Origin of the sequence: Pseudomonas crudilactis, from assembly GCF_013433315.1 — a bacterium.
Taxonomy (GTDB): domain Bacteria; phylum Pseudomonadota; class Gammaproteobacteria; order Pseudomonadales; family Pseudomonadaceae; genus Aquipseudomonas; species Aquipseudomonas crudilactis.
Genome location: NZ_WXVV01000014.1, coordinates 148440 through 160867, shown reverse-complemented (window position 1 = coordinate 160867; position 12428 = coordinate 148440). Strand labels below are relative to the sequence as shown.

Annotated in this window: 10 protein-coding genes; 5 read left to right on the top strand and 5 right to left on the bottom strand. The window is 60.5% G+C overall.

The window, feature by feature from the left end:
* Positions 1–5 precede the first annotated feature (5 nt).
* The 4 genes from GTU76_RS17120 to GTU76_RS17105 all read right to left on the bottom strand — a co-directional run bounded on the left by GTU76_RS17120 (position 6) and on the right by GTU76_RS17105 (position 5672).
* Positions 6–1643: an ABC transporter substrate-binding protein gene (locus GTU76_RS17120; RefSeq protein WP_180699153.1), complete on the bottom strand. Its 1638-nt coding sequence runs from the start codon at positions 1641–1643 to the stop codon at positions 6–8.
* A gap of 93 nt (positions 1644–1736) precedes the next feature.
* Entirely contained in the window at positions 1737–3011 is a 1275-nt protein-coding gene (locus tag GTU76_RS17115) for an NAD(P)/FAD-dependent oxidoreductase (RefSeq protein ID WP_180699152.1), read from the bottom strand.
* 44 nt (positions 3012–3055) lie between these two features.
* Positions 3056–3724, bottom strand: coding sequence for a haloacid dehalogenase type II (locus GTU76_RS17110; RefSeq protein ID WP_016987768.1), 669 nt, complete (start codon positions 3722–3724; stop codon positions 3056–3058).
* A 475-nt stretch (positions 3725–4199) separates the two neighbouring features.
* Complete coding sequence (locus tag GTU76_RS17105; protein WP_077572459.1) at positions 4200–5672, bottom strand: aldehyde dehydrogenase family protein; 1473 nt, start codon at positions 5670–5672, stop codon at positions 4200–4202.
* A gap of 242 nt (positions 5673–5914) precedes the next feature.
* On the opposite strand from GTU76_RS17105, the gene GTU76_RS17100 reads away from it, so the two are divergent.
* Both GTU76_RS17100 and GTU76_RS17095 read left to right on the top strand, forming a co-directional pair.
* Complete coding sequence (locus GTU76_RS17100) at positions 5915–6772, top strand: GNAT family N-acetyltransferase (protein ID WP_180699151.1); 858 nt, start codon at positions 5915–5917, stop codon at positions 6770–6772.
* Between the two features lie 47 nt (positions 6773–6819).
* A complete protein-coding gene (locus tag GTU76_RS17095; protein ID WP_180699150.1) occupies positions 6820–7527 on the top strand; it encodes a cupin domain-containing protein in 708 nt (235 codons plus the stop codon).
* Positions 7528–7648: 121 nt separating this feature from the next.
* Here the strand turns inward: GTU76_RS17095 and GTU76_RS17090 are convergent, their stop codons facing one another.
* The gene (locus tag GTU76_RS17090) at positions 7649–8659 is read right to left on the bottom strand and encodes a LacI family DNA-binding transcriptional regulator (RefSeq protein WP_180699149.1); all 1011 of its coding nucleotides are present in this window, start codon (positions 8657–8659) and stop codon (positions 7649–7651) included.
* A gap of 177 nt (positions 8660–8836) precedes the next feature.
* Between GTU76_RS17090 and GTU76_RS17085 the strand changes: the two genes are divergently transcribed.
* Genes GTU76_RS17085 through GTU76_RS17075 form a run of 3 tightly spaced genes read left to right on the top strand, consistent with a single transcriptional unit; the run spans position 8837 to position 12380 of the window.
* Positions 8837–10027, top strand: coding sequence for a Gfo/Idh/MocA family protein (locus GTU76_RS17085; RefSeq protein ID WP_180699148.1), 1191 nt, complete (start codon positions 8837–8839; stop codon positions 10025–10027).
* On the top strand, positions 10017–11099 hold the full coding sequence (locus GTU76_RS17080) for a sugar phosphate isomerase/epimerase family protein (protein ID WP_180699147.1): 1083 nt from the start codon (positions 10017–10019) through the stop codon (positions 11097–11099). Before GTU76_RS17085 ends, GTU76_RS17080 begins: the two co-directional genes overlap by 11 nt.
* A 42-nt stretch (positions 11100–11141) precedes the next feature.
* The gene (locus GTU76_RS17075; RefSeq protein WP_180699146.1) at positions 11142–12380 is read left to right on the top strand and encodes a nucleoside permease; all 1239 of its coding nucleotides are present in this window, start codon (positions 11142–11144) and stop codon (positions 12378–12380) included.
* Positions 12381–12428: the final 48 nt, after the last annotated feature.

The following is a 12428-nucleotide window of genomic DNA, read 5'->3' as shown; positions in this document are numbered from 1 at the left end:
GCTTATCAAGCGTCCAGCCAGACCTGCTCGGCGAACATGTAACCCATGAAGCCGCCCAGCGGATTGCTGCTGTAGCCTTTGATGCGCTGGTCAACGCCATCGATGTTGCTGATGAACACCGGCACGCCGATGCCGCTGTGGTCGTGCACCAGCGTTTGCATATCGGCATACATCTTGCTGCGCTTGGCGTCGTCGGTTTCGGCGCGGGCGAGCATCAGCAATTGGTCGAACTGATCGTTCTGCCAACCGGACTCGTTCCACGGCGCTTTCGACTGGAAGAACTGCGAGAACATCACGTCGGCGTTCGGCCGCGGGTTGATGTTGCCGAAGCTCAGCGGGTGCTTCATCCAGTGGTTGGACCAATAGCCGTCGCTCGGCAGACGGTTGACGTCGAGTTTCAGCCCGGCCTGTTTCGCCGATTGCTGCAACAGCACCGCGATATCCACTGAACCGGTGGCGGCCGGCGATGCGACCAGCGGCATGCTGATGTTTTCCATCCCGGCTTTCTTCAGCAGGAACCGCGCTTTTTCCGGGTCATAGACGGTTTGTGGCAGGTCGGCGTTGTAATAGCGCGAACCCGGCGCAATCGGATGGTCGTTGCCGACCACGGCAAAGCCACGGAACACCGCCGATTTGACCTGCTCGCGGTCGAGCAGATACTTCATCGCCTGGGTGAATTCGGCGCTTTTGCCGGGCATCTGATCCTGACGAATGATCAAATCAGTGTAGTTGCCCGACGGCGCATCAACGACCCGATGCTTGGCACTGGCCTTGATCCGGGTAGTAGAACGCGGATTGACCTCATTGATCATGTGTACGTCGCCGGAAAGCAGCGCGTTGACCCGCGACGGTTCGTCACCAATGGCGATGAACTCGATTTCGTCGAGGTACGGCAGGCCTGGTTTCCAGTAACCGGTGTTGCGCGCAGCCACCGAACGCACGCCCGGTTTGAATTCCTTGACCTTGAACGGCCCGGTGCCGATGCCCTGATTGAAGTCGGTGGTGCCTTCGGGAACGATCAGCAAGTGCGACACCGCGAGAATCGACGGCAGCTCCGCGTTGGGTGCGCTCAGGCGGATCTGTACTTCGTTAGTGCCGGTAGCCTTGATCTCGACGAACTGCTCCATCAGCGGCATGACTTTCGAACCGGTGAGCGGGTCCTTGTGTCGCGACAACGAAAACACCACGTCGGCGGCGCTCAGGGTCTTGCCGTTGTGGAAGGTCACGTCTTTGCGCAGGGTGATGGTCCACACGGTGGCGTCGGTGTTGTCGATGCGCTCGGCCAGTTCCAGTTGCGGCACCAGATGCGAGTCGAATCGGGTCAGGCCGTTGTAGAACATGTAGTGGCGCACATAGTCGGTGGACAACGCGCCTTTGGCCGGGTCGAGGGTGTCCGCCGTGGAACTGGACATCCCGGCGACACGAATGCGCCCGCCCGGCTTGCCTGTGCCCGGTGTTGCCGCCTCATCGGCGAACAGCTTGCCGGCGGCGCCAAACAGGCTGCCGGCGCCCGCCGCGGCAACCCCCGCGACACCGAGCATTTGCAGGGCATGACGGCGTGACATGCCACGATTGAGGCCCTCGAAAACCCGCAGGCTTTCTTCGCCGGAGATCAGGGGTGAGTCGTTCTTGTTGTCAGTCATATCAGTGCTACCTGTCGAAGATGAGAAGGCTCGAGTGTTCCGGTTGACCGGAACGTCCTGAAACGCAAACGACGGTGACGCCACAACAGCAACTCAATGCAGATAATCCTGAAAGCGGTAATACGCGCCCACGAACGGCAAAAACCATGGCTTGCCGAAATGCCCGGGAATGGCTGGCCATTCAAGTTCGCGCCACGGATTGGCCTCGGCGTTACCCGCCATCACCTCGGCCATGACCTGGCCCATGTGTACCGACATCTGTACACCGTGGCCGCTGTAACCCATGGAGTGAAAAACCCCGCCATGCTGACCGGCCCGAGGTAGCCGATCGGAGGTCATGTCGACCAGTCCGCCCCAGCAGTAGTCGATCTTGACCTTGGCCAATTGCGGGAACATCTGCACCATGGCGGCTTGCAGAACCTTGCCGCTCTTGGCGTCGTTGACGCTGTCGGACATGGCGAACCGCGCGCGGCCGCCAAACAGCAGACGGTTGTCCGGGGTCAGGCGAAAGTAGTTACCGATCATGCGGCTGGTGACATAGGCACGACGACACGGCAGCAATTGGTCGATCAACGCGTCTGGCAATACCTCGGTAGCGATGACGAAACTGCCGACCGGAACGATGCGCCGCCGATACCAGCTCAAGCCGCCGTGTTGACAAGCGCCAGTGGCGAGCAGCACCTGCCCGGCGTGCAGCGAACCCTTGCTGGTATTGACCTGATAGCCGCCGGCCTTGGCCTTCCAGTCCAGCACCGAAGTGCCTTGATGGATCAGCGCACCGTGCCGCGCCGCCGCTTCGGCCAGACCGACGCCGAAGCGGCCGACGTGCATTTGCACGCCGTTGCGTTGCAGCAGAGCGCCGTGAAACTGTGCCGAATTCACTTCAGCGCGGGTCTGCTCGGCGGACAACAACTCGACATCGGCATCGACCTCACGACGAATCAGCTCACAAGTGCGTGCCAGGCCTTCGTAGTGCATGGGTTTGGCGGCCAGTTTCAGCTTGCCGTTGCGGATCAGGTCGCAGGCGATCTGCTCCTGCTCTACCAGCGAAACAACACTTTGCACTGCTCGCTCATACGCCTGGTAATAGGCGCGCGCCTTGTCCGCACCGAGGCTGGCACTGAGGCCGGCGTAATCCTGAGCCACTCCGGTGTTGCATTGCCCACCGTTACGCCCCGAGGCTTCGCCGATCACTCGCCCGGCTTCGAGCACCACCACACTGGCACCCTTTAGCGCCAAGGCGCGGGCCGCCGCCAACCCGGTGAAACCACCCCCCACGACGGCCACATCGACCTGCGCGGGCAATGCGCCGAGTTGCCCACCGGTGAAGGCCGGCGCGGTGTCGAGCCAGTAGGATTCACTGCCCATGTCTGATTCGCCTATGCCAGAAAAAATGCCGATGCCGATGCAACTCAGAGACCGACCAGCGCCGGCAGCCCGCCGATGTCAGTGATCTGCTGATAGCCGTAAAACGCATTGCCCGGGACTTCGTGACCACGGGCGACGAAGGCCTTGTTCTTGATCTTCATATCGTGTGCCGGCATCAAGTCGTAACGGAAGCTGGAGGACACATGCAAGATGTCTTCCGGACCGCAGCCAAGGTTGTCGAGCATGAACTCGAACGCCGCCAGGCGTGGCTTGTAGGCTTGTGCCTGTTCAGCGGTGAAGACCTTGTGAAACGGCGCGCCGAGTTTGTCGACGTTGGACATGATCTGACTGTCGCTGGCGTTGGAAAAAATCACCAGCGGGATCTTGTCGGCAATTTTCGACAGGCCGGCCGGCACATCCGCGTGTGGGCCCCAGGTTGGCACGGCGTCGTAGTACAGCTGACCTTCGTCGCGGTACTCGACGCCCCAACGCTTGCAGGTACGCGCCAGTGCTGTCTTGAGAATCTCGTCGTAAGGCATCCAGTCGCCCATGACCTGATCCAGGCGATAAGCCGAGAAATCCTTGACGAACTGGTCCATCTGCTCCGCTGGCACGCGATCGGCGAAGAGTTCGCGCGTCATGGTGCCCATGTGGAAATTGGTCAGCGTACCGTAGCAGTCGAACGTAATGAATTTGGGACGAAGAAAGCTCATTGGGTGCGATCCTGAAGTTCGTTGAGGTCATGGCGCGGCCAGCATTCGCTTGATTGGCAAGCGGTGATGCAACGCTGCAGCACACCGTCATTACAACACTGTGAATTCAGCAGATGGCGTTAAAAGCGACCTCTGCTCGATACAAACCACCGTTTTGGCCACCTGCCTCAGCAGACTTTGCGGCTCGCTCCAGCCTTGGGCAAACCCTGTATTTGTGCGCCCTTATGGACCTCTTTCGGCTGTTTGCGCGCTGATTTTCCGGCATACACCGCAGAAACTGCGCCGAGCAAAACGAAAACGGGCGCGTCCCTAAGGAAGCGCCCGTTTGGCGGTTGATTCAAGCGTTACTGATGCCACTGGCATGACCCGATCTCTGCGAGAGCGGACCTGCTCGCAAAGCGCTGTGTCAGGCAATATCAATGTCGCCTGAGACGCCCGCTTCGCGAGCAAACTCGCGCCCACCGTTTGATCGGCATTACTGAACAATATCGATCAGCACACTCTTGAAGCGCAGATTGGCCTCGAACGCCTCGCGCCCCAGGTCCTTGCCGATACCGGAACGTTTATAGCCACCGGTGGGCAGGATGTAGTCGTTACTGCGCCCGTAACGGTTGACCCACACCGTCCCCGCCTCGAGTTTGCGCACCAGGCGCAAGGCGCGATTGATATCAGCGGTGTGTACGCCCGCAGCCAGACCGTAAGTGGCGTGCGCAGCCAGACTGAGTGCTTGCTCCTCGTCATCGAACGCTTGCACCGTCAGCACTGGCCCGAAGATCTCTTCGCAGACCGCCGGATTCTGATTGTCGACCCCGGTCAGCAGCGTCGGTTGATAGTAAGCACCGCCCATTTCTTCAAACAGTCCGCCGCCGGTCAACACCTCGGCCCCGGCCTGGCGCGAACGTTGAACGATGCCATCGATGCGACTGGCCTGCAGGCGCGAAATGATCGGTGAGAGCGTGCTCTGCGACGACCAGGTAGGGCCGGGACGCAGGGTCTCGAAGTAAGCCTGCAAGTGCGCCAGGAAGGGTTCCATGATCGAGCGTTCAATCAACAGCCGTGAGCCGGAGACGCACACCTGGCCAGCGTTACCGGTAATTGCCAAGGCCACCGTGCGCGCGGTTTTGGCAATGTCGGGGATATCGGCGAAGACCAATTGTGGACTTTTGCCACCGAGCTCCAGTGTGACCGGTTTGGGCCCGACCAGTGCGCACGTCGACATGATGCTCGAACCGGTTGCCGTGGATCCGGTGAACGTCACTTTACCCACACGCGGATGCCGGCACAGTGCGTCGCCCGTCACACGGCCATCCCCCTGCACGACGTTGAAGATGCCCGCCGGCAGCCCCGCGAGCAACGCCAGTTCAGCAAAGCGCAGACTGGAGAACGGCGTCAGCTCTGAAGGTTTGAGCACTACGGCATTGCCCGCGGCCAAGGCTGGCGCGACCTTCCAGGACGCCATGCTCAGCGGAAAATTCCATGGTGCGATGGCGGCGATCACTCCGTAGGGTTCAGCAATCTGCATGCCCAGGCGATCGGTCTGGGTGGCGGCAACCTGACCGCCATGCTTGTCCGCCAGCTCGGCAAAAAAACGAATGCCTTCGGCCACATAGGGAATGTCCCAGGCGATCACATCTTTGTGCGGGCGGGTTGAGCCGACGGCTTCCAGAGGCGCAAGAATCTCCGCGTCCGCCTCAATCAGATCGGCCCAGCGCCGCATCACCCGCGCCCGCTCGCGCGGTGGACGGCTGGCCCAGTCGCTGCGATTGAAGGCCTGCCAGGCATTATTGACGGCTTCGTCCACCAGGTCGGCATCCGCCACCGGCAGTTCGGCATAGACCTGGCCGTCAGAGGGGCGAACCACTTCCAGCCCTGAATGCGCATCGCGGTATTGACCGTCAATGAAGTGGGCGCTGCGAACAGCGATAAGGCGGGGATCGAAGCTATTCATGGAGCACTCCAGAAGAGGGACCGGCGAGTCATTACTCAGGCCTCCATCGTAGAAAAAAAGCCCAAGCATTTGCTGCCGACCTTGCCGTGCAAATAAGTAGTAAGTGTGGTCTTGCGGGCATCGTCTCGCCGAATCTGCCGAATGCGCGTTCGCCCCTTGTCAGCGCTTCACCCAGATGGGATACAGGCACCATCGCGCCGCAAAACCGGGCGCTCGCGCACATTGTTCAACGGAGACTCGCCATGTCCGCCTCACACCCGTCCGCTTATGTTTATCGCCCGATGACCGCCGCCGATCTCCCCGCCGCCCATGCCTTGTCCGTGCAGCTGAAATGGCCGCATCGACTGGACGACTGGGCGATGCTGCAACGGGTCAGTGCCGGTTTCGTGGTGCTTGATGGCGAACGCTTGATCGGTACGGCATTCGCCTGCCCGCAAGGTGATTTCGCCACCATCGGGTTGGTCATCGTTAGCGACGACTACCAAGGCAAAGGCATCGGACGCCAGTTGATGGAGCAAGCCCTCGATGCCTGCCAGGCGCGAACGCCCATGTTGAATGCGACCCTCGCCGGTGCGCCACTGTATGCCAGTCAGGGTTTTGTCGAGTTTGGCAGGATCCAGCAACATCAGGGCCAGGCGCACGCACCGGCGCTGACCGCATTGGCCGAGGGCGAAGCATGTCGCGCGCTGACGGCTGCGGATCAGCAACAACTGTTGACCCTGGCGAACGTTGCCAGCGGTCTGGATCGGCGCGCGGTGCTGGACGACCTGGCGCCGGTGGTGGAACAGTCCGTCGGCATTCAACGCGACGGCCAGCTGCGCGCCTTCGCGCTGATGCGCCCGTTCGGACGCGGCCGCTGCATAGGCCCGGTGGTTGCTGAAAACCTCGAACAAGCAGAGTACTTGATCGGCACATTGTTGATCCAAGTGCCGGACGCCTTTGTGCGCATCGACATTCCGGCCGATTGTGGCCTCGCCGAATGGCTGGAAACCGCCGGACTCAAGCAGATCGACACCGTCGCGCAAATGGCCCGAGGCACGCCTCCTGCGGCCGCCAATGGGATGCGCCAGTTTGCTCTGGTTACCCAAGCCATCGGTTGATTGCGCTGTTGCAGTGCCTCAACGTTTTCTAATGGAGTGTTCTTCGTATGTCGCAACCTACTGTTCTGCTGTTGGCTCGCGCCGACGGTGGCCGCATCGCTACGTCTTTCGAACAGATGGCACTGAGCGCCAGAGATCCTTTTGCCGCCGGCCGACGCGTCGCCTGGCACGGTGCTGACGGCATCAGTGCAGGCATCGTTGAGGTTGGCGAGTCGATGGACATCGAGGATTTTCCGCACACCGAAACTGTTGTCGTGCATGCCGGGCACGTGCGGCTGAAAGCCGGCGAACAGACATTGGAATTGGCTGTCGGCGGCAGCGCTGTGATCGGCCGTGGCACCTCGCTGCGAATAGAGGCTCAGGTCGGAACGCAATGGGCTTTCTGTGCAATGACCACTGACACCCCGACACCCGGCCTCACCGGCCTCGATCCGTTGGCGATGCTATCGCCGTCGGCGGCACCGCAAGAGCAGATTCTGATTGGCGCGACACCACAATGCCGTTCCCGCAATGCCTTCGAAGATCCGGTAACTGATCTGCGTGTCGGTGTGTGGGATTCGACGCCCTACGAACGCCACGGCCGAGCACACACACTCAATGAGTTGATGCACCTGATCGAAGGCAGCGTCGCATTACTCGCGCCGGACGGATCGAGCGTTACAGTCGATACCGGCGACAGCGTGTTCGTACCGCGCGGCGCATTCTGCGCGTGGAAGAGCACGCGCTATGTGCGCAAGGTTTACGCGGTTCGCTAGTCGCCTGTTTTTTCAGAGCGATGAGGATCCACCATGACTGTGGCGAGGGAGCAAGCGCCCTCGCTACAGGTTTTTTTTGCTTGTGCTATCGCTTGGTTACGTCGGCTTGGAATTCAGAGGTTCAGCTACCCGCTTGATCAACCCGCGCCGTGCTGTCGCGCTTGGTCAATGCGAACGGCAATACCACATGCCGTTGCGGCAACGGCTGTTTCTCGATCAGCGCAATCAGCATTTCCACAGCTTTCTCGCCGAACATTTCGGCGGGTTGGGCAATGGTCGTCAGCGGTGGATCGCAGTACGCGGCCATTGGAATATCGTCGAATCCGGCGAGAGAAATATCCTCCGGCACGCGCAGCCCCTGCTCTTTGATGCGCTTGAGCGCGCCGATGGCCATTTCGTCATTTTCACAAAACAGCGCGCTCGGTCGGTTGTCGAGCGCGAGCAGTTTCCCGGCACCCGAATAGCCCGCGTCGAGCGTGAAATCGCCGTGACAGATAAGCGTGTGATCGAGCGCTAGACCTGCATCGCGCAGGGCCGCTTCATACCCCGCCAGACGATCACGCGTGAGCGGGCTGCCTTTGGGTCCTTTGATCAGTCCGATACGCTGATGCCCCATCGCGATCAGGTACTCGGTCATGGCTTTGGCCGCCGCAACGTTATCCAGACTGATCGTTGGATGCCGTCCGTGCCGGATGACTTCGCAGGCATTGACGATCGGGGTCAGTGCTGGCTCGGCGGCAGATTCTTCGAAGGGATCATAGGCGCGCAACTGAATGACGCCATCGGCTTGATGGGCGTGCACCAGATCAGCGAAATGGCGCTCAAGCGATGCCTGGCCCTGGGTGTCGCACAACAGCAACCGGTACCCGGCGGCCTGCGCGGCTTTCTGTGCGCCGCTGATCACCCTGGCGAAAAAGGTGTTGGCAATGGTCGGGACCAGAATCACCAGGTTTCCCGTTCTGCGCGAGCGAAACTGCACCGCCATCAAATTCGGTCGATAGCCGGTTTGCTGGACGGCGGCCATGACCCGCTCGCGGGTATCGGGCAGCACCCGCTCGGGGGACTTCAATGTTCTCGACACCGTTGCCACCGAGACACCCGCCAGCCGTGCCACTTCGCGGATATTGGACAAGACTGCCTCGCTCTTTCAATCAAATCGGCCGTCGAGCTTACCGCACAGCGTCACGCGCCGAAACGTTCGCATTCGTCAGACACGGTTTGACACCCGGTAAATTCAGGCCTAGATTTCGCCCACGATGTAACCGGTTACATCATCGATATTCCGCACGACTCCACTGAGACAATTGCCATGATTGCTGCAGGTCGAAAAATAAGAATGGGCTTCGTCGGCGGTGGTGAAGGTGCCTTCATCGCCCAGGCACACCGGCAAGCCGCCGGCCTCGATGGACGCTTCGAACTGGTCTGCGGTGCGTTCAGCCGCGACGCCCACAACAATCAACGCAGTGGTGCGGCGCTTGGGCTGCCTGCGCAACGCTGCTATGACACCTGGCAGAACATGCTGGCCGCCGAACACGCATTGCCGGCCGATCAGCGCATGGAACTGCTGGTGATCGTCACGCCCAATCATCTGCACGCCCCTATCGCCAGTGCAGCACTGAGTGCGGGTTTCCATGTGTTCAGTGAAAAGCCTGCTGCGCTCAATCTGGCGCAAGTGCAGGACTTGGCCCGTGAGGTCAACAACAGCCAGCGAATTTACGCCCTGGCGCACACCTACCTGGGGTATGCGATGGTCTGGCAGGCACGCGAGATGGTCGCCAGCGGTGAAATCGGGCGTCTGCGCAAAGTCTTCGTCGAATACCCGCAAGGCTGGCTCAGCAGCGATGTGGCTGGCCAAGGCAACAAACAGGCGGGCTGGCGCGACAATCCTGAACAATCCGGCATCGGTGGCTGCATCGGTGACATCGGCACGCACGCGTTTTCCCTCGCGGAGTTTGTCGCCGGTCAACCCATCCAGTTCATCAGCGCGATGCTCGGGTCGCATTTGAGCAGTCGCCAACTGGATGACGACGCCTCGATGCTGTTCAAAATGGCCGACGGCGCCAGCGGCGTATTGATCGCCAGCCAAGTGTGCGCCGGCGAAGAGAACCCGCTGAAGATTCGTCTGTATGGCGACAAGGGCGGGCTGGAATGGCGTCAGGAAGAGCCCGCCAGTCTGATCCATCGCCCCTTGAATGAACCGATGCGCGTGCTGCGCTCGGGCCTTGGTCAACCTTGGCTGTGCGCAAACGCCACGCGGCGCATGCGCTTGCCCGCCGGACACCCGGAAGGCTACCTCGAGGCCATGGCCAATCTCTACGGCGACCTCGCGCAGGCCATTTTCAACGGTGCGGGCGGTCCTGACGCACCGGGCGTTCCCGGCATAGCTACCGGGCTGCGCGGCATGGCATTCATTGAGACCGCCATCGCCAATCATTGTGGCGAAGCCAAATGGACTGCAATACCTGACCTTGCCAATGGAGCAACCGCCAATGAACGTTAATCAACAACGCCCGAGCGGGATGCGCGGCCCCGGCGTCTTTCTCGCCCAATTCATCACCGACGAAGCGCCTTTCGATACCTTGGCCAACATCGCGCAATGGGCCGCTTCCCAAGGCTACAAAGCCATTCAGTTGCCAACCCTCGGCACGCGCTTCATCGACCTTGAACGCGCCGCCGACAGTCAGGATTACTGTGACGAACTCATCGCCATATGCGCCAAGGCCGGTGTGGTGATCAGCGAGCTGTCGACACACCTGCAAGGCCAACTGGTCGCGGTGCATCCGGCGTTCGACGCACTTTTCGACGACTTTGCCCCAGCAGCGCTGCGTGGCAATCCGCAAGCACGCACCGAATGGGCGATCAATCAGTTGAAACTGGCGGCGCGCGCCAGTCAGCGCTTGGGGCTGACGGCCCACGCGACCTTTTCCGGCGCCCTGCTCTGGCCGTACGTCTACCCGTGGCCGCAACGTCCTGCCGGCCTTGTGGAACAGGGCTTTGCCGAATTGGCGAAACGCTGGTTGCCGATCCTCGAGTGCTTCGATGAGGCCGGTGTCGACCTCTGCTACGAGATCCACCCCGGCGAGGACCTGCACGATGGCGCCTCTTTCGAGCAATTCCTCGAAGCGGTGAATCATCATCCGCGCGCGGCGATTCTGTATGACCCAAGCCATCTGTTGCTGCAGCAAATGGACTACCTGGGTTTCATCGATCGCTACCACGCGCGCATCCGCATGTTCCACGTCAAGGACGCGGAGTTTCACGCCAGCGCGCGATCCGGCGTCTACGGCGGCTATCAGGGTTGGGTTGATCGCCCGGGCCGGTTTCGTTCACTGGGCGATGGCCAGATCGACTTCAAGGCGATCTTCAGCAAACTGACTCAATACGACTTCAACGGCTGGGCCGTGCTGGAGTGGGAATGCTGCCTGAAAGACGCGGCACAAGGCGCTGCCGAAGGGGCGGCCTTCATCGAACGACACATGATCACCCGAACCCTGAAGGCATTCGACGATTTCGCCGGTGTGAGCGCTGACGAGCTATCCAACCGGCGTCTGCTGGGCCTTGGCGAGCGCTGATGACAACGCTGTTACCGACATAAAAATAATACGGTGATTGAAATGAACGCAATGAATGCGCGACTCAGCGTCATGATGTTTCTGCAGTTTTTTATCTGGGGCGGCTGGTTCGTCACCCTCGGCACCTTTCTCACCACGACACTGGCAGCAAGCGGCGGCCAGGTGGGAATGGCGTTCTCCACGCAGTCGTGGGGGGCGATCATTGCGCCGTTTGTCGTTGGGCTTATTGCAGATCGATTTTTCAATGCCGAACGCATTCTGGCGGTGTTGCACCTGCTGGGCGCGGTGCTGCTCTTTCAGCTCTATCGGGCAACTGATTTCAGTGCGTTTTATCCCTATGTGCTCGCGTACATGCTGGTCTACATGCCAACGCTGGCCCTGGTAAACGCGGTAGCCTTCCGACAGATCAAAGACCCGGCCCGGGAGTTTTCCCGCATCCGCGTATGGGGCACCGTTGGCTGGATCGTCGCCGGCATCGTGATCAGCTTCGGCTTTGCCTGGGACGCTCAACAGGCGATCGCCGCCGGCGGTTTGCGCAACACGTTCCTGATGTCTGCCGTGGCCTCGCTGGTGTTGGGGCTCTACAGCTTCAGCCTGCCGAAAACCGCACCGTTGAAATCCACCGCCGATGCGCCTGGCATCAAACAGATGCTGGGGGCGGACGCGTTGAGCCTGCTCAAGGATCGCAGCTATCTGGTGTTCTTTCTTGCATCCATCCTGATCTGCATTCCTCTGGCGTTCTATTACCAGAATGCCAATCCGTTCCTGGCCGAAATCGGTGTCACCAACCCCACCGCGAAGATGGCCCTCGGTCAGGTCTCCGAAGTGCTGTTCATGCTTCTGCTCCCCCTGTTCATCCAGCGTTTCGGAATCAAGATTGCCTTGCTGGTCGGCATGCTGGCCTGGGCCTTGCGCTATGTGTTGTTCGCCTACGGCAACAATGGTGACCAAGCGTTCATGCTGCTGATCGGTATTGCGCTGCATGGCGTGTGTTATGACTTTTTCTTCGTCTGTGGGCAGATCTACACCGATGCCAAAGCGCCCGAGCGCTTCCGCAGCTCGGCTCAGGGCCTGATCACCTTGGCCACTTACGGTGTGGGCATGCTGATCGGATTCTGGGTGGCGGGTCAGATCACTGACCACTTCACCGCGCAAAATGGCCACGACTGGAGAAGTATATGGCTGTTCCCGGCAGGATTTTCGGTGGGGGTTCTGCTGTGTTTCGCACTGGCGTTCAAAAGCCGTGGCGGCGAAAAGGAGGGGATGCCGTCGACCGTCTAGAAACGCCGTTCTGATAGGCGCAGCGGCAGAAAACAGAAAAAGCCTGCT